The sequence below is a fragment of the Ruegeria sp. BHSC043 genome (genome assembly GCF_059612985.1).
Genome location: NZ_JBXWRS010000007.1, coordinates 133,045 through 148,724, shown reverse-complemented (window position 1 = coordinate 148,724; position 15,680 = coordinate 133,045). Strand labels below are relative to the sequence as shown.

17 protein-coding genes and 1 pseudogene are annotated in these 15,680 nt (G+C 63.4%); 15 read left to right on the top strand and 3 right to left on the bottom strand.

Going from position 1 to position 15,680, the window contains the following annotated elements:
- Positions 1-352 (top strand): annotated as a pseudogene (locus AC2FMM_RS12730) (tryptophan--tRNA ligase); the annotation flags it as partial.
- 58 nt (positions 353-410) lie between these two features.
- Here the strand turns inward: AC2FMM_RS12730 and AC2FMM_RS12725 are convergent.
- Positions 411-1,460, bottom strand: coding sequence for a Glu/Leu/Phe/Val family dehydrogenase (locus AC2FMM_RS12725; protein ID WP_496712939.1), 1,050 nt, complete (start codon positions 1,458-1,460; stop codon positions 411-413).
- A 129-nt stretch (positions 1,461-1,589) separates the two neighbouring features.
- On the opposite strand from AC2FMM_RS12725, the gene AC2FMM_RS12720 reads away from it, so the two are divergent.
- From AC2FMM_RS12720 to AC2FMM_RS12655, 14 genes are all read left to right on the top strand, one after another.
- A complete protein-coding gene (locus tag AC2FMM_RS12720) occupies positions 1,590-2,051 on the top strand; it encodes an Lrp/AsnC family transcriptional regulator (RefSeq protein ID WP_496682099.1) in 462 nt (153 codons plus the stop codon).
- A 58-nt stretch (positions 2,052-2,109) separates the two neighbouring features.
- Positions 2,110-2,973, top strand: a complete 864-nt coding sequence (locus AC2FMM_RS12715; protein ID WP_496796745.1) for a branched-chain amino acid aminotransferase — start codon at positions 2,110-2,112, stop codon at positions 2,971-2,973.
- Positions 2,974-3,040: 67 nt separating this feature from the next.
- Entirely contained in the window at positions 3,041-3,496 is a 456-nt protein-coding gene (locus AC2FMM_RS12710) for a universal stress protein (RefSeq protein WP_005978853.1), read from the top strand.
- Positions 3,496-4,089, top strand: a complete 594-nt coding sequence (locus tag AC2FMM_RS12705; protein WP_496682103.1) for a 2-hydroxychromene-2-carboxylate isomerase — start codon at positions 3,496-3,498, stop codon at positions 4,087-4,089. The genes AC2FMM_RS12710 and AC2FMM_RS12705 overlap by 1 nt, the downstream gene beginning before the upstream one ends.
- A gap of 69 nt (positions 4,090-4,158) precedes the next feature.
- Complete coding sequence (locus AC2FMM_RS12700) at positions 4,159-4,722, top strand: NifU family protein (protein ID WP_496682105.1); 564 nt, start codon at positions 4,159-4,161, stop codon at positions 4,720-4,722.
- Complete coding sequence (tsaB, locus tag AC2FMM_RS12695; RefSeq protein WP_496682106.1) at positions 4,712-5,302, top strand: tRNA (adenosine(37)-N6)-threonylcarbamoyltransferase complex dimerization subunit type 1 TsaB; 591 nt, start codon at positions 4,712-4,714, stop codon at positions 5,300-5,302. The genes AC2FMM_RS12700 and tsaB overlap by 11 nt, the downstream gene beginning before the upstream one ends.
- Positions 5,299-5,712 carry a GNAT family N-acetyltransferase gene (locus tag AC2FMM_RS12690; protein WP_496796744.1) on the top strand — a complete coding sequence of 138 codons (414 nt, stop codon included), beginning with the start codon at positions 5,299-5,301 and terminating at the stop codon, positions 5,710-5,712. Before tsaB ends, AC2FMM_RS12690 begins: the two co-directional genes overlap by 4 nt.
- Positions 5,713-5,871: 159 nt before the next feature.
- The gene (locus AC2FMM_RS12685; RefSeq protein WP_496682109.1) at positions 5,872-6,870 is read left to right on the top strand and encodes a BMP family lipoprotein; all 999 of its coding nucleotides are present in this window, start codon (positions 5,872-5,874) and stop codon (positions 6,868-6,870) included.
- A gap of 113 nt (positions 6,871-6,983) precedes the next feature.
- Entirely contained in the window at positions 6,984-8,513 is a 1,530-nt protein-coding gene (locus AC2FMM_RS12680) for an ABC transporter ATP-binding protein (RefSeq protein WP_496682111.1), read from the top strand.
- Position 8,514: 1 nt separating this feature from the next.
- A complete protein-coding gene (locus tag AC2FMM_RS12675) occupies positions 8,515-9,609 on the top strand; it encodes an ABC transporter permease (RefSeq protein ID WP_496682113.1) in 1,095 nt (364 codons plus the stop codon).
- The gene (locus tag AC2FMM_RS12670; protein WP_496742208.1) at positions 9,609-10,577 is read left to right on the top strand and encodes an ABC transporter permease; all 969 of its coding nucleotides are present in this window, start codon (positions 9,609-9,611) and stop codon (positions 10,575-10,577) included. Before AC2FMM_RS12675 ends, AC2FMM_RS12670 begins: the two co-directional genes overlap by 1 nt.
- Before the next feature lie 87 nt (positions 10,578-10,664).
- Positions 10,665-11,585 (top strand): sulfite exporter TauE/SafE family protein, encoded by a 921-nt coding sequence (locus AC2FMM_RS12665; protein ID WP_496796743.1) that lies wholly within the window; start codon positions 10,665-10,667, stop codon positions 11,583-11,585.
- 129 nt (positions 11,586-11,714) lie between these two features.
- Positions 11,715-12,635 (top strand): sulfite exporter TauE/SafE family protein, encoded by a 921-nt coding sequence (locus tag AC2FMM_RS12660; RefSeq protein WP_496796742.1) that lies wholly within the window; start codon positions 11,715-11,717, stop codon positions 12,633-12,635.
- A 22-nt stretch (positions 12,636-12,657) separates the two neighbouring features.
- Positions 12,658-13,401, top strand: a complete 744-nt coding sequence (locus tag AC2FMM_RS12655) for a TIGR02186 family protein (protein WP_496688192.1) — start codon at positions 12,658-12,660, stop codon at positions 13,399-13,401.
- 3 nt (positions 13,402-13,404) lie between these two features.
- Here the strand turns inward: AC2FMM_RS12655 and AC2FMM_RS12650 are convergent, their stop codons facing one another.
- Together AC2FMM_RS12650 and AC2FMM_RS12645 are read right to left on the bottom strand one after the other, a co-directional pair.
- Positions 13,405-14,133, bottom strand: coding sequence for an SDR family oxidoreductase (locus AC2FMM_RS12650; protein ID WP_496796741.1), 729 nt, complete (start codon positions 14,131-14,133; stop codon positions 13,405-13,407).
- Positions 14,130-15,662, bottom strand: a complete 1,533-nt coding sequence (locus tag AC2FMM_RS12645; RefSeq protein ID WP_496682124.1) for an ATP-dependent DNA helicase — start codon at positions 15,660-15,662, stop codon at positions 14,130-14,132. Before AC2FMM_RS12645 ends, AC2FMM_RS12650 begins: the two co-directional genes overlap by 4 nt.
- Positions 15,663-15,680 lie beyond the last annotated feature (18 nt).

Sequence of the window (15,680 nt, the reverse complement as noted above, 5' to 3'; positions counted from 1 at the left end):
CCGCAAGGCCAAGACCGACCCCGACGCCCTGCCCTCGGACGTGGACGGGCTGGAAGGGCGCCCCGAGGCGCGCAACCTGGTCAACATCTATGCCGCGCTCAGCGATCAGACGGTCGAGCAGGTTTTGGCCGAGGTCGGTGGCAAGCAGTTTGGTGAATTCAAGCCGATGCTGGCCGATCTTGCAGTCGCAAAGCTGTCGCCGATCTCGACCGAGATGGCGCGGCTGATGGGCGATCAGGCCGAGATCGACAGGATCCTGGACCGTGGCGCGGAACGGGCGCGGGAGATCGCGGCTCCGATCCTCAGCCGCACCTACGAGATCGTGGGGATGGTGGGCGCCGGCCGCGCCTGAGAACCAGATGGAAACAGCAACGCCGCCCCGGATCCGGGGCGGCGTTTTTCGTTGCAGATCAGGCAGCCTGCGGGTGAAGTTTTTCCTCGACGATGGATTCAGCCACCACATGGGGGCTGACGCCATCCACCTTGGCGCGGGTCAGGATGCGGTCCATCGTCCGCTCCAACGCCTCGAGCCGCTGACCGACCCAAGCTTCGCGGTCCTTGATCTTCAGGATTTCGGTCGCCACGTTCACGATCCCGCCGCCATTGGCCACGAAATCCGGGGCGTAAAGGATGCCGCGGTCATGCAGTCGCTGCGCGTCGACATCGGTTGCCAGCTGGTTGTTGGCCCCTCCGGCCACTGCGCCGACCTTCAGCAGCGGAATGCTGGTTTCGTTCAGGATGCCGCCGATCGCGCAGGGCGCGAAAATATCCGCCTCGGCTGCATAGACCGCATCGGGCGCGACGGCCTGCGCCGCGAACCGGTCCGCCAGCCGGGCAGTCTGGCCCGCATCGATGTCGGTAATCACCAGTTTCGCCCCTGCGTCATTCAGCAGCGCACACAGGTGTTCGCCCACATGGCCCAGCCCTTGCACCGAGACGGTCTTGCCGCTCAGGTCGTCGGACCCGAACCGATGCCGCGCAGTCACGCGGATGGCGTTGAAGATCCCGCGGGCGGTGATGGGCGACGGGTCGCCGCTGGCGAACGGGCCATCGGGCAGACCGGCGACATATTCGGTTTCGGTGCCGATCTGGGCCATGTCGGCCGGGGTCATCCCCATGTCCTCGGCCGTCCAGTACCGGCCACCAAGGCTTTGCACAACGCGCCCGAAGGCCTGCAACAGCCGGGGCGTCTTGTCCGCGCTCGGGTCGCCAATGATAACGGCCTTGCCCCCGCCCAGCGGCAGATCGGCCGCTGCGTTCTTGTAGGTCATGCCCCGCGACAGGCGCAGCGCATCGTCCAGCGCCTCGGACGGGTGACCATAGGTGCGCATCCGCACGCCGCCCGCTGCAGGCCCCAATTGCGTGGAATGGATCGCCACAAAGCCCGAAAGCCCGCTAGCGGCGTCTTTGAATTCGACCACACGCTCGTGATCTGGCGCGTCAATCGTGGTTATTTCCATTTTGCTCCTCCGGAAAGACAGATAGAGTTTGCCACATCGGACCGAGCGATTTTCGCCAATAGATGCTGGTCAGAACATACCTCTTGGCGATAATAATAATCTAAGCCGACTATTTTAGGGATTTTCTCCATGGACCAGATCGACCGCAAGATCGTGCGCGCGCTACAACAGGACGGGCGCATGACCGTTCTGGACCTGGCCGAAAAGGTGGGCCTGTCGCCCACACCCTGCGCGCGACGCCTGGAGCGCCTGCGCCGCGACGGGGTGATCACCGGATATTCGGCGCAGGTCGACCCCGAGAAGTTGGGCTTTGGCGTCACGATTTTCGTGTCTGTCGAACTGGAGAAACAGGACCGCAACGCCATCGACGCATTCGAACGCGCCATCCTGCGCTGTGACGAGGTGATGGAGTGTTACCTCATGACCGGCTCGCGCGACATCCTGCTGCGCGTCGTGGCGCGTGACCTGACCGCCTTCGACGCGTTTCTGGAGAACCGGCTGATGCAGATTCCGGGCATCCGCAACCTACGCTCCAACTTCGCCCTGCGCGCGATGGTCAAGCGCGACGTGTTGCCATCGTCGGCCGGATAATCTGCTGGACCTCGGGCGCGCGCGCTCCTACGGTTCGGCGGAATTGACGGAGGGCACAATGGCAGTCGGCAAGAATATCCGCACCTATTTCGATGGAACATGGCACGATGGCGATGCCCCGATCATGCGGGCCGCGGACCACGGGGCCTGGCTGGGATCATCGGTGTTTGACGGCGCGCGCTATTTTGACGGAATGGCGCCCGATCTGGCGGCGCATTGCGACCGGGTGAACCGCTCGGCCGAGGCGCTGATGCTGACCCCAACGGTGTCAACGGAACGGATGGGCGAGCTGGTCCAGGAAGGGCTGGCGACCTATCCCAAGGATGCCGCGGTTTACATCCGCCCAATGTACTGGGGCATCGACGGCGACGCGACCGCGATCGTGCCGCAGGCCGGAAGTACCGGGTTCGCGATCTGCCTGGAAGAGATCCCGATGGCCCCCGAAACCGCCTCGGCCACCCTGACCACCACGCGGTTCCGCCGGCCGGTCCTGGAAAACGCCGTGGTCAACGCCAAGGCCGGGTGCCTGTATCCCAACAACGCGCGCATGCTGACCGAGGCCCGCTCCAAGGGGTTTTCCAACGCGCTGGTGGCCGATGCCCTTGGCAACGTGGCCGAAACTGCAACCGCCAACATCTTCATGGTTAGGGATGGCGAGGTCTTTACCCCCATTCCCAACGGCACCTTCCTTGCCGGCATCACCCGCGCGCGGCACATCGACAACCTGCGCCGCGACGGGGTGACCGTGCATGAAACGGTGCTGTCCTTCGACGATTTCCGTGCGGCGGACGAGGTGTTCATGTCCGGCAACATGAACAAGGTCACACCGGTGACGGCCTTTGACGACACCCAGTACCAAGTCGGCCCCGTCACGCGCCGGGTGCGATCCTTGTACTGGGACTGGGCCGCAAGCGCCCGTTAGTCGGCCCGACCGAGTTGCCAGACTGCGAAGGCTCGGGCATGATCGCCAAAATCTTGAGAGGACAGTCATGCGCAAGTTCCTTGTAGTTCTGGATGACAGCCGCGAATGCCTGAATGCCATGCGCTTTGCTGCCATGCGGGCGGCGCATACGGGCGGCGGCGTGACCATCCTGTCGGTCATTCCGCCGGATGAGTTCAATCACTGGATCGGCGTGTCCGAAGTGATGCGCGAAGAGGCCCGCGAACGCATCCACGCCCATTTCGAGGTGTTCGCGAAATGGATGCGCGACAAGCAGGGGATCGAACCCGAACTGGCGATCCGCGAAGGCGAGCCGGTGGCCCAGATCATCGAACATATCCGCTCGGACCCGGAAATCGGGGTTCTGGTTCTGGGGGCCGGCACGGGCAAGAAGGGGCCCGGGCCGCTGGTCACACAACTGACCCGCAACGCCGGCGGCTTGCCGATTCCGATCACCATCGTGCCGGGCGACCTGAGCAAAGAAAAGCTCGAAGAGATCACCTGATGCCCGCCACCCTGCACTTCTGGTTCGATTTCGCCTCGACCTATTCTTACCTAAGCGCCATGCGTGTAGAACGGGAGGCGGCGCGGCGCGGGGTGCGCGTGGAATGGCAGCCATTTCTGCTGGGTCCGATTTTTGCCGAACAGGGCTGGACCACCTCGCCTTTCAACATCTACCCGACCAAAGGCCGGTACATGTGGCGCGACATGGAGCGGCTGTGCGCCTTGCGCGGCCTGCCGCTGACCCGTCCGGACCCGTTTCCGCAGAACAGCCTGAAAGCGGCGCGCCTGGCGCTGGCGCTTCCAGACTCCGGCCCACGGGCCGCGTTCGCGCGGGCCGTCTTCTCGGCCGAATTCGGAGATGGCCGCAACATATCCGACGACACAGTCCTGCAGGATGCGCTGTCCCAGGCAGGCGCCGCACCCGAGATGCTGGACCAGCTGTCAGATCCGGCCATCAAGGCCGCCCTGTTCGAACAGGTCGACCGCGCCAAGGCATTGGGCCTGTTCGGCGCGCCCAGCTTCGTGGCCGGCTCGGACCTGTTCTGGGGTGACGACCGCCTGGACATGGCGATCGAGCATGCAGCCCTGGATTAGAATCGTTCCAAATCTTGACTTCCCCGCGCCCGGCGCGCATATCAGACGCAAGCGATACGGAGCGCCGCCATGTTCATCCAGACCGAATCCACGCCGAACCCGGCAACTCTGAAATTCTTGCCCGGCCAGACCGTGCTCGAGGCGGGCACAGCGGATTTCCCGACGGCCGAGGCCGCCGAAAACTCGCCGCTGGCCAAACGCATCTTTGCGGTAAAGGGCGTAACGGGTGTGTTCTTCGGCAACGACTTCGTGACCGTAACCAAGGATGACGACGTTCAGTGGGACCACATCAAACCCGCGATCCTGGGCGCGGTGATGGAGCATTACCAATCCGGCCAGCCGGTCATGGGGGCCGGGGCGGATGCGGCCTCGGGTCACGCGGAACACACCGGCGAAGATTCTGAAATCGTCAATCAAATCAAGGAACTGCTTGACAGCCGTGTCCGCCCCGCCGTGGCGCAGGACGGTGGCGACATCACGTTCCACGGATTTGATCGTGGCGTTGTCTATCTGCACATGCAGGGGGCCTGCGCGGGCTGTCCGTCTTCGACCCTGACTCTGAAGATGGGGATCGAGAACCTGCTGCGCCACTACATTCCCGAAGTGACCGAGGTTCGCCCCGTTGCCGTCTGAGCCCAAGGTTCTGGCCTTTGACACATCGGCCGCGCATTGCGCGGCCGCTTTGATTTGCGGCCCGGACATCATCGCCAGCCGTGCCGAACCCATGGCCCGCGGTCAGGCCGAGCGATTGATGCCCTTGCTGCAGGACATCCTGACCGAGGCCGGGCTGGACTGGTCCGGGCTGGACGCGATCGGCGTCGGAACCGGGCCAGGAAACTTCACCGGCATCCGCATTTCGGTCTCGGCCGCGCGTGGTCTGGCGCTGGGCCTGAACAAACCCGCAGTCGGGGTGTCGGGGCTCGAAGCCCTGGCCGCGCTGGCCCCTTCGGGCCACATTCCGGCCATCCCCGCCCCGCGGGACCAGGTCTATTTGCAGAAGCCGGGCGCCGCACCGCAAGTTCTGCCTCGGGATCAGGCAGAATCACTGGGGCCGCTGTTTACCAACGACGACCCGGAGCAGCTGGCCTGCGCGATCGCGCGCATCGCCGCGCAACGCCGGACCCTGCCGCAAACACCGCCCGCGCCGTTGTATCTGCGCCCGGCCGATGCCGCGCCGTCGCGCGACGCGCCGCCGGTCCTACTGGATCCATGACGCCACAGGAGATGGCCGAAACCCATGCCGCGGCCTTTACCCAGTCGCGCCCCTGGACCGCGTCGGAGTTTGCCGATCTGACTGCAGGCCGTTTCACGCATGTGCTCGGAAACAAATCTGCTTTTGCCCTGTTCCAGGTCATTGGCGACGAGGCCGAGCTGCTGACCATTGCAACCCATCCCGACCGCCAGAGGCAGGGACTGGCGCGGGCGCTCATGCAGGGCTGGCAGACGCGCGCCAGCGCTCTGGGCGCGTGCCGCGCCGTTCTGGACGTCGCGGCCGACAACATTCCGGCCATTGCACTCTATCAAAGTTGCGGTTATGCGCCCTGCGGTCTGCGCCGGGCCTATTACAGGCGTCCCGGGGCGAACAATGTCGATGCAATTGTGATGGAGCGCACGCTGCCCTGACGAAAGCCGAGCGATTCCGAGACCAATTGGTCAAAAAGCGGTTGACCATGTCAGTTTCAGACGGCCTTAATTGCCGCTATCACAGCAGTTCTGCTCGCTCTGAGCGGGGCTGGGCGTAAGACCCGGTCCCGAAGTCATAATAAACAACGGGAGTATATGATGACCCTGATGAAATCCTTGATGGGCGCAGCCGCCGCCTTTGCACTGACGGCAGGCGCAGCCATCGCCGAACCGGCAATCATCTTCGATCTTGGCGGCAAGTTCGACAAATCGTTCAACGAAGCGGCCTATAACGGCGCCAAGCGCTGGGCCGACCAGACCGGCAAATCCTTCCGTGAAATCGAGCTGCAGTCGGAAGCGCAGCGCGAACAGGCCTTGCGCCGTTTTGCCGAAGCTGGTTCCAACCCGATCATCACCATGGGCTTTGCCATGGCCGATCCGCTGGCCGCTGTCGCGCCCGATTACCCGGACACCAAGTTCGTCGCTGTTGACGTAACCTGGCTGGACGCGCCCAATATCCGCCAGATCGGTTTTGCCGAGCATGAAGGTTCGTACCTGGTAGGCATCCTGGCGGCCATGGCCTCGAAAAACGGCACCGTTGGCTTCATCGGCGGTATGGATATCCCGCTGATCCGTCATTTCGGGTGCGGCTACGCCCAGGGCGCCAAATCGGTGAACCCCGATATCAACGTCGTCGCCAACATGACCGGCACCACCCCGGCCGCATGGAACGACCCGGTGAAGGGCTCGGAGCTGACCAAGGCGCAGATCAGCCAAGGCGCTGACGTGATCTATGCCGCGGCCGGCGGCACCGGCGTGGGTGTCCTGCAGACCGCTGCAGACGAAGGCATCCTGTCGATCGGCGTAGACAGCAACCAGAACCACCTGCACCCGGGCAAGGTTCTGACCTCGATGCTCAAGCGCGTGGACGTCGCCGTGTATGACGCCATGAAAGCAGGCGAGGACGTCGAAACTGGCGTGTTCACCATGGGTCTGGCCGAAGACGGCGTGGGCGTGGCCATGGACGAGAACAACGCGCCGCTGGTGACCGACGAGATGATGGCCGCCGTTGAGAAGGCGCGCCGCGACATCATCGACGGCAATGTCACCGTCGTCAGCTACTACGAGAACGACAGCTGCCCGGCACTGCAGTTCTGATATCGCACGGGGCGGGGGAGGGCCTCCCGTCCCGCATCCACTCATGCCGCTGTTTCGCAACGACCCGATGATCGCGAGTTCAGCGCAGCTTTTTCGGCAATCGAGGACAAGACATGACAGTCCCCGCCATCGAGCTCAAAGGGATTTCCAAAGCCTTTGGGCCAGTTCAAGCGAACAAGGACATCTCGATCAGCGTCGCCCCCGGCACGATCCACGGGATCATCGGTGAAAACGGTGCGGGCAAATCCACGCTGATGAGCATTCTTTACGGCTTCTACAAGGCCGACAAAGGTGAAATCTGGATCAACGGCAAAAAGACCGACATTCCCGACAGCCAGGCCGCGATCGCCGCGGGTATCGGCATGGTCTTTCAGCATTTCAAGCTGGTTGAAAATTTCACCGTTCTGGAAAACATCGTTCTGGGCGCCGAAGATGGCGGGCTGCTGGCCCCCTCGCTGGCCAAGGCCCGCAAAGAACTGAAAGAGCTCGAGCAGGAATACGAGCTCTTCGTAGACCCCGACAAGCGCATCGACGAGATCGGCGTGGGCATGCAGCAGCGGGTTGAGATCCTCAAGGCGCTGTATCGCAAGGCGGAGATCCTGATTTTGGACGAACCCACCGGGGTGCTGACCCCGGCCGAGGCCGACCAGCTGTTTCGCATCCTCGATCGGCTGCGCGCCGAAGGGAAGACCATCATCCTGATTACCCACAAGCTGCGCGAGATCATGGAGGCCACCGATACGGTGTCGGTGATGCGCCGCGGCCAAATGACCGCCACGGTCAAGACCGCCGAGACCAACCCCGAGGAGCTGGCCGAGCTGATGGTCGGGCGCAAGGTTCTGCTGCGCGTCGACAAGGTGCCGGCCAAACCCGGCAAGCCCATTCTGGAAATCGAGAACCTGCGGGTGACGGATTCAACCGGTGTCGAGCGCGTCAAGGGCATCGACCTGACGGTTCGCGCGGGCGAGATCGTAGGCATCGCGGGCGTCGCCGGAAACGGGCAGTCCGAGCTGCTCGAGGTGTTGGGCGGAATGCGCCCCGGATCGGGGACGATCAGGATGAACGGCGTTCCTCTGGCGTTGAGCGGGCCAGGGTCGGACGGGCAAGCGCGCCGCTCCCAGGGCATCGCCCATGTGCCCGAGGACCGGCAGCGGGAAGGCTTGATCATGGATTTCCACGCCTGGGAAAACGTGGCGTTCGGCTATCACCGCGACCCGGCCTATCAGCGCGGGATCTTCATGGACAACGCCGCCCTGCGCGCCGACACCGAACGCAAGATCGAGAAATTCGATGTGCGTCCGCCGAATGGCTGGCTGTCGGCCAAGAATTTCTCGGGCGGGAACCAGCAGAAGATCGTCGTGGCGCGCGAAATCGAGCGAAACCCCGACCTGCTGCTGGTGGGTCAGCCGACCCGCGGTGTGGACATCGGGGCGATCGAGTTCATTCACAAGCAGATCGTCGCCCTGCGCGACCAAGGTAAGGCGATCCTGCTGGTCTCGGTCGAACTGGAAGAGATTTTCTCTCTGTCTGACCGGATTGCCGTGATGTTCGACGGACATATCATGGGCGAGCGCCTGCCCCATGAAACGGATGAAAAAGAACTGGGCCTGTTGATGGCCGGTGTTGCGGGGGAGGCCGCGTAACATGGACAAGATGCCAAAATGGGCCGACGTCATTCTGATCCCGCTGATCAGTCTGATCCTGGCCGCGATCCTGTCGACCCTGGTCATTCTGGCCATCGGCGAAAACCCGGTCGAGGCGGTGAACCTGATGGTCACCGGCGCGCTTGGGTCGACCTATGGCTGGGGCTACACCCTGTATTATGCCACCAACTTCATGTTCACCGGTCTGGCGGTCGCGGTGGCATTCCACGCGCGTCTGTTCAACATCGGCGGCGAAGGCCAGGCAATGTTGGGCGGACTGGGCGTCGCCATGGTTTGCCTGTATGTGCCGTGGCCGCACTGGAGCATCGCCCTGCTGGCGGCCATGGCCGCCGCGATGCTGTTCGGGGCGGCCTGGGCGGCGATTCCGGCCTATCTGCAGGCCAAGCGCGGAAGCCATATCGTGATCACCACGATCATGTTCAACTTCATCGCTGCGGCATTGCTGAACTACATGCTGGTCAACGTGATGCGGCCAGCCGGTTCGCAAGACCCGGCAACCGCCCGCTTTGCCGAGGCGGTACATCTGCCCACGCTGCACGAGATGCTGGCACCGATAGGAATCAACTTCTCCAAGGCCGCCCCGGCCAACATTTCGCTGATCGTGGCGCTGTTGGCCTGTGTCGTGGTCTGGGCGCTGATCTGGCGCACCCGTCTGGGCTATGAAATCCGGGCCTATGGGCATTCGGAGACCGGTGCGGTCTATGCCGGTATCTCGCCGGTGCGCATCACCATCGTGGCGATGCTGATCTCGGGCGCTTTGGCGGGTCTGATGGCGATCAACAACGTCATGGGCGAGGCCGAGCGGCTGGTTCTGAACTCGACCGAGGGCGCAGGCTTCATCGGCATCGCCGTGGCCCTGATGGGCCGCTCGCACCCGTTCGGCGTGTTCCTGGCGGCCATCCTGTTCGGCTTTCTGTACCAGGGCGGCGCGGAACTGGCGCTGTGGACCTCGATCCCGCGCGAACTGATCGTGGTGATCCAGGCGCTGGTGATCCTGTTCACTGGGGCGCTGGACAACATGGTGCGCATGCCGCTTGAAAAGCTGTTCCTGGCCCTGCGCAAGGAGGCGAACTAATGGACTCCTTCCTGACACTGATTCAAGTTCTGGATTCGACCGTCCGCTTGGCCACGCCGCTGCTGCTGGCCTGTCTGGCAGGGCTGTATTCGGAACGCGCGGGCATTTTCGACATCGGCCTCGAGGGCAAGATGCTGATGGCTGCGTTCTTCTCGGCGGCGGTTGCGGCCGTCACCGGATCGGTCTGGCTGGGCCTGCTGGCCGGGATCGCAGCGTCGCTGGTGTTGTCGGCCCTGCACGGGCTGGCCTCGATCACCTTCCGCGGCAATCAACTGATTTCGGGCGTGGCGATCAACTTTCTGGCGGCAGGCCTGACCGTGCTGATCGCACAGGACTGGTTCCAGCAGGGCGGCCGCACGCCCTCGCTGTTCGGAGGCGGCCGGTTCGAACCGATCACATTCCCCTTTGCCGAGGCGCTGAGCGGCGTCCCGATCATCGGGCCCATCTACTCCGAACTGCTGTCGGGCCATTCGATTCTTGTATATGTGGCGTTTCTGATGGTTCCTGCCACGTGGTGGGTGCTGTTCCGCACCCGTTTTGGGCTGCGGCTGCGCGCGGTCGGGGAAAACCCCGCCGCCGTTGATACCGCAGGGGTTTCGGTGGTCGGCCTGCGCTATGCCGCCGTGGCCATCTGCGGTGTTCTGTGCGGGATCGCCGGGGCCTATCTGGCAACCGGGTTGCAGGCCGGTTTTGTCAAGGACATGACCGCCGGCCGCGGGTTTATCGCACTGGCAGCCCTGATCTTCGCCAAGTGGCGCCCATGGCACGCCATGTGGGCCTGCCTGCTGTTCGGGCTGCTGCAGGCGGTGGCGCTGCGGTTCCAGAATATCGATCTGGGAGGCATCGTGATCCCGGTGCAGGCCATGGACGCGCTGCCCTATATCCTGACGGTCGTGATCCTGGCCGGTTTCGTCGGCAAGGCCATTCCCCCGAAGGCAGGGGGCGAGCCGTACATCAAGGAGCGATAAGGCCAGTTCGGGACTGATTGGCAGTCCTGTTCGCTGCACAGCGGCATGCAGAGTTGATTTTGCATGCCGCAACCGCTCTAAAGGGGTATGCACGTCTACCATCCCATTGCCGAAGTGTCCGTGAGCCCCTTCCTTTTGCTGGGGACCGGAATCACGGTCGGATTCCTGTCGGGAATGTTCGGCGTGGGCGGCGGCTTCCTGATAACCCCGCTGTTGTTCCTGATCGGCATTCCGTCGGCCGTCGCCGTGGCGACCTCGGCCAATCAGGTGGTGGCATCTTCGTTTTCGGGTCTACTGGCCCATCTGAAAAGACGCACCGTCGATCTGAAGATAGGATCGATTCTGCTGGGCGGCGGCCTGCTGGGCGCCACGATCGGAATGATCGCTTTCAACGCCCTCAAGCATCTGGGACAGGTCGATCTGGCGGTCCAGCTTTGCTATGTGGTGTTCCTGGGCCTGATCGGCAGCATGATGTTCGTTGAAAGCGTGCTTTCCATCCGTCGGGCTCGGCAGGCAGGCGGTACCGTTTCCGCGGGCCGCCATCGGCGCGGATGGATTCATGGCATGCCGTTCAAGACCCGGTTCAGGGCCTCGAACCTTTATGTCTCGATCATCCCGCCGGTGATGGTGGGCTTTGGCGTCGGGGTCTTGTCGGCCGTCATGGGCGTGGGCGGTGGGTTCATCATGGTGCCGGCCATGATCTATATCCTGGGGATGCCGACCAAGGTCGTAATCGGGACTTCTCTATTCCAGATCATCTTCGTCGCCGGCTTCACGACGATAATCCATGCCTCGACCAATTTCAGCGTCGATATCATCCTTGCCCTTTTCCTGTTGATCGGAGGCGTCGTCGGCGCCCATTTCGGAACCGGTTTGGGCGCCCGCCTGAAGTCCGAGCAGCTGCGCATCCTTCTGGCGGTGATGGTCATGATCGTCGCCGCCAAGGTTGGGCTGGACCTGACCATCGATCCTGTCGAACACTACAACCTGTCTGAATTTCTTGGATAGAACTTATGGTCCGGCACCGCTTCGACACTCACTCACGACCGCCCCGAGAATCCACTGGGCTTGGGCCGGCACTGTCTCCGGCCCCCGCGTTCAGCCCTGCCCCCGCAGATTCAGGAGCGTGTTGACAGCATGTATATTTACCTTCCCATTGCCGAAGTCTCCGTAAATGCCTTTCTTCTGTTGGGGCTGGGCGGAATGGTGGGCATCCTGTCGGGCATGTTCGGCGTCGGCGGAGGCTTTCTGATGACCCCGCTGTTGTTTTTCATCGGCATCCCGCCGGCCGTCGCGGTCGCCACCGAGGCCAACCAGATCGTGGCGTCGTCATTCTCGGGGGTGCTGGCGCATTTCCGACGAAAGACTGTCGATCTGAAAATGGGCTGCGTTCTGCTGGTGGGCGGCCTGTTAGGGGCTGCGCTGGGTGTCCTGGTGTTCAACTACCTCAAAAGCCTCGGCCAGGTCGATCTGCTGGTCAAGCTTTGTTACGTGGTATTCTTGGGCGTCGTCGGCGGCCTGATGTTCATCGAAAGCCTGAACGCGCTGCGCAAATCCCGCCGGGCCGGAGGGCCGGTGGCCAAACGCCGTCAGCGCGGATGGATCCATGCCCTGCCCTTCAAGATGCGGTTCCGGACCTCGGGCCTGTATATTTCGGTGATCCCGCCGGTTCTGGTGGGTCTGTGCGTCGGCGTACTGTCGGCCATCATGGGGGTCGGCGGTGGCTTCATCATGGTGCCTGCAATGATCTATCTGCTGGGCATGCCGACCAAGGTGGTCGTAGGGACATCGCTGTTTCAGATCATCTTCGTCACCGCCTTCACCACAATGTTGCATGCCACCACGAACTATACCGTGGATATCGTGCTGGCGGTGCTGCTGCTGGTCGGAGGTGTGATCGGCGCGCAAATCGGCACCGTCATCGGATCACGCATGCCCGCCGAACAGTTGCGCGTGCTGCTGGCCGCGCTTGTTCTCGCGGTCTGCGCCAAACTGGCACTGGATCTGCTTCTCCAACCGGCCGAGCTCTATTCGCTCGGCACCGACGGAGGGCACTGACGTGTTGCGCTGGATTCTAGCCATGGTGTTGCTGTCCCTGCCCGCTGCGGCAGCGCAGGAACAGGTCGTTCTGGGCCTCAGCCAAGACCGGGTCGCCATCACCGCCGATTTCGACGGTTCCGAAATTCTGATTTTCGGCGCCGTCAAGCGCGAGTCGCCCATTCCCGACGGGCCGCCGCTGGAGGTGATCGTGGCCGTGGCCGGCCCGTCCGAACCGGTCATGGTCCGCCGGAAGGAAAAGAAATTCGGCATCTGGGTCAACACCGACAGCGTCCTGGTCGATTCCGCGCCCAGCTTTTATGCCGTGGCGACCAGCGCCCCGTTCAACGAGATCATCAGCGACACCGAGGACCTGCGCTATCGGATCTCGATCAAGCGCGCGATCCGCTCGGTCGGGGCCGCGATGCATATCCGGCAGGCGCAGGACTTTGCCGAGGCGGTCGTCAGAATCCGCGAGGACGAAGGCCTGTACTCGATTCGTGAAAACACCGTTGCCGTGGATGAACAGACGCTGTTCCGCACCTCGATCGACATGCCCGCTGACCTGACCGAAGGCGACTATCTGACCCGCATCTTCCTGATGCGCGGCGGTCAGGTGATTTCGGAATTCGAAACCACTATCGACGTACGCAAGGTCGGGCTGGAGCGGTTCCTGTACAACATGTCCCGCCAGCAGCCTGTCTGGTACGGGCTGATGTCGCTGGTGATCGCGATCGCGGCGGGATGGGGGGCATCCACGGCCTTCCGGCTGCTGCGTGAAAGTTGAGGCCTAGCCGCGGCCGATATAGGGCATCGTGGTCGCCATGACGGTCATGAACTGAACATTCGCCTCGGGCGGCAAGCTGGCCATGTGCAGAACCGACCGCGCCGCATCCTCGACCGCCATCGTCGGGTCCGGCTCGCGCCCTTCGGCAATGGCCCGTTCAACCAGACCCTGCACCATCGGGGTACGCGCGTTTCCGATGTCGATCTGACCGCAGGCAATGCCGAAGGCCCGCCCGTCCAAGGACAGGCTGCGCGTCAAACCGGTTATGGCATGTTTGGTAGCGGTATAATGCACCGAGTTCGGACGCGGCACATGCGCCGCGATCGAGCCGTTGTTGATGATGCGTCCACCTTGCGGGCTCTGCCGCCGCATCGCACCGAACGCGGCGCGGGCGCACAGAAACATCCCATTCAGATTCACGTTGACGCTCTGATACCAGTCGTCCAGCGCGATCTCGTCGATCGTTCCGGCGGGCGGAAAAATGCCGGCGTTGTTGAACAGAACATCCAACCGTCCGGCCTGCACCTGAAACGCATCGAACGCTGCCGACACCGCTTGGGGGGCCGTCACGTCGGCCAACAGCGGAATAGCGTTTTCGCGCGCGGCGGCCATCTGGTTCAGCTTGTCCGCACTGCGCGCCAGCAGGCCGACCTTCCAGCCCTGATCCAGAAACAGTTCGGCGGTGGCTCGCCCGATCCCCGAGCTGGCACCGGTTACGATGATCGTCTTCATGTCTCCTCCGCCTCCAGCGTAAGTTTTGCGGCCGGGACCGCGCGCAGGTCGTCAACCTGCAACGGGTGGCTCGGCTTCGAAAGCCTATTTCGCACCACCCAGATCAGCCGCTCTTGCGCCCGGGTGATGGCCACATAGGCCAGCCGTTTCCAAAGGGGTTGCCCGGCCTCAGTCCGGCCCATCCGGGCGGCGGCGTAAAGGTCAGGGGCAAAGACCTGCACCGTGTCCCACTGCGAGCCCTGCGCCTTGTGGATCGTCACGGCGGCCCCATGCAGAAACGTGGCCCCCATGCGCGCGGCAAAGGGGATGAAGGGCTCTTCCTCGTCCGGTTTTTCGATCTGCACGATCGAAGCGGCGCTCACCTGCGGGTCCTCGGCCCCCATGACATGCAGCCGCGAGAACCCCGGCTTGCGCCCCGGTCCCAGATAGATCACCTGCGCGCCCTTGATCAGCCCGCGCGCCTCGAGGTCGAGCCGCTTCTTGCGGTGCTTCAGCGGCAGCTCGATCCCATCGCAAATCAACGGTTCGCCTTCCAACAGCTCGGTCTCGGGGGCCCCATGCACCTGGCGGAAGGCCTGGATCAGCCGGATACGCGTCGCGTTCCGCCAGACCAGAACCGGGCTGCGGGCCATCAGGTCGACCTCGACCCGCTGGCCCCAGACCACGCGGTCATCCGTGCGGGCGGTCTGCTCGACAAGGCGTTCGAAATCCTCGAACCCCATCGCCGGATCGGCCAGCGCATGGGCCAGGTCCAGAATGGGGTTGTCGGCCTCTTGCCGGTGCACCCGGTGCAGGATCAGCTTGCGAGGTTCCGGCAAAGCATCGAACACCATCGACCCGGACTGGTTCACCGGCGCCAACTGCGCCGGATCGCCGAACAGCAACAGGGTGGGAAAGATCTCCTTGAGATCCTCGAACTGCCGGTCATCCAGCATCGAGGCTTCATCGACGAACCCAATATCCAGCGGCTCGTCGCGCCGTTTCCAGCCGGTGATGAAATCCGACCCGCGCAGGCCGGCGGCGGCCAGAGCACCGGGGATGGACTTGTTGTTGGCGTAAAACGCGGCGGCGCGGTCCAGCGCCTCGTCGGTCAGGCCTTCAATCTCGGGGCGGTCGTCGTTGCCCGCCAGCCATTCGGCGATCCGCTCGTATTCCGGATCATAGACCGGCGTGTACAGAATCCGGTGAATGGTGGTGGCCGGAACACCGCGCAACCGCAACACGCTGGCGGCCTTGTTGGTCGGGGCCAGAATGGCAAGGCTGCGCTTGTCCTTCGATTTGCGGCTTTCATAGTCGCCCGAGACGATCTGAACTCCGGTCTCGGCCAGCGCCTTGTAGAGTTCGGCCAACAGCAGTGTCTTGCCCGACCCGGCCTTGCCGATCACCGCCATCACCCCCGACTCGCCTTGGCCGGGCAGCTTGAGCAGCGCATCGTCTTCCAGGTCCACGCCTGCGGTTTTCAGCATCTGGGCGATGCTGTCGAAGGCGGCGGCCTGATCTTCGGAAAATGTGACCTTGGGCAGAGACATGGCGCGACCCTACAAGGC

What these genes read in the sequence shown, in the direction of transcription:
- AC2FMM_RS12725 (WP_496712939.1), bottom strand. Translation starts at nt 1,460, where the DNA reads ATGGAAATAACCACGATTGACGCGCCAGATCACGAGCGTGTGGTCGAA.
- AC2FMM_RS12720 (WP_496682099.1), top strand. Translation starts at nt 1,590, where the DNA reads ATGGACCAGATCGACCGCAAGATCGTGCGCGCGCTACAACAGGACGGG.
- AC2FMM_RS12715 (WP_496796745.1), top strand. Translation starts at nt 2,110, where the DNA reads ATGGCAGTCGGCAAGAATATCCGCACCTATTTCGATGGAACATGGCAC.
- AC2FMM_RS12710 (WP_005978853.1), top strand. Translation starts at nt 3,041, where the DNA reads ATGCGCAAGTTCCTTGTAGTTCTGGATGACAGCCGCGAATGCCTGAAT.
- AC2FMM_RS12705 (WP_496682103.1), top strand. Translation starts at nt 3,496, where the DNA reads ATGCCCGCCACCCTGCACTTCTGGTTCGATTTCGCCTCGACCTATTCT.
- AC2FMM_RS12700 (WP_496682105.1), top strand. Translation starts at nt 4,159, where the DNA reads ATGTTCATCCAGACCGAATCCACGCCGAACCCGGCAACTCTGAAATTC.
- AC2FMM_RS12690 (WP_496796744.1), top strand. Translation starts at nt 5,299, where the DNA reads ATGACGCCACAGGAGATGGCCGAAACCCATGCCGCGGCCTTTACCCAG.
- AC2FMM_RS12685 (WP_496682109.1), top strand. Translation starts at nt 5,872, where the DNA reads ATGACCCTGATGAAATCCTTGATGGGCGCAGCCGCCGCCTTTGCACTG.
- AC2FMM_RS12680 (WP_496682111.1), top strand. Translation starts at nt 6,984, where the DNA reads ATGACAGTCCCCGCCATCGAGCTCAAAGGGATTTCCAAAGCCTTTGGG.
- AC2FMM_RS12675 (WP_496682113.1), top strand. Translation starts at nt 8,515, where the DNA reads ATGGACAAGATGCCAAAATGGGCCGACGTCATTCTGATCCCGCTGATC.
- AC2FMM_RS12670 (WP_496742208.1), top strand. Translation starts at nt 9,609, where the DNA reads ATGGACTCCTTCCTGACACTGATTCAAGTTCTGGATTCGACCGTCCGC.
- AC2FMM_RS12665 (WP_496796743.1), top strand. Translation starts at nt 10,665, where the DNA reads ATGCACGTCTACCATCCCATTGCCGAAGTGTCCGTGAGCCCCTTCCTT.
- AC2FMM_RS12660 (WP_496796742.1), top strand. Translation starts at nt 11,715, where the DNA reads ATGTATATTTACCTTCCCATTGCCGAAGTCTCCGTAAATGCCTTTCTT.
- AC2FMM_RS12655 (WP_496688192.1), top strand. Translation starts at nt 12,658, where the DNA reads ATGGTGTTGCTGTCCCTGCCCGCTGCGGCAGCGCAGGAACAGGTCGTT.
- AC2FMM_RS12650 (WP_496796741.1), bottom strand. Translation starts at nt 14,133, where the DNA reads ATGAAGACGATCATCGTAACCGGTGCCAGCTCGGGGATCGGGCGAGCC.
- AC2FMM_RS12645 (WP_496682124.1), bottom strand. Translation starts at nt 15,662, where the DNA reads ATGTCTCTGCCCAAGGTCACATTTTCCGAAGATCAGGCCGCCGCCTTC.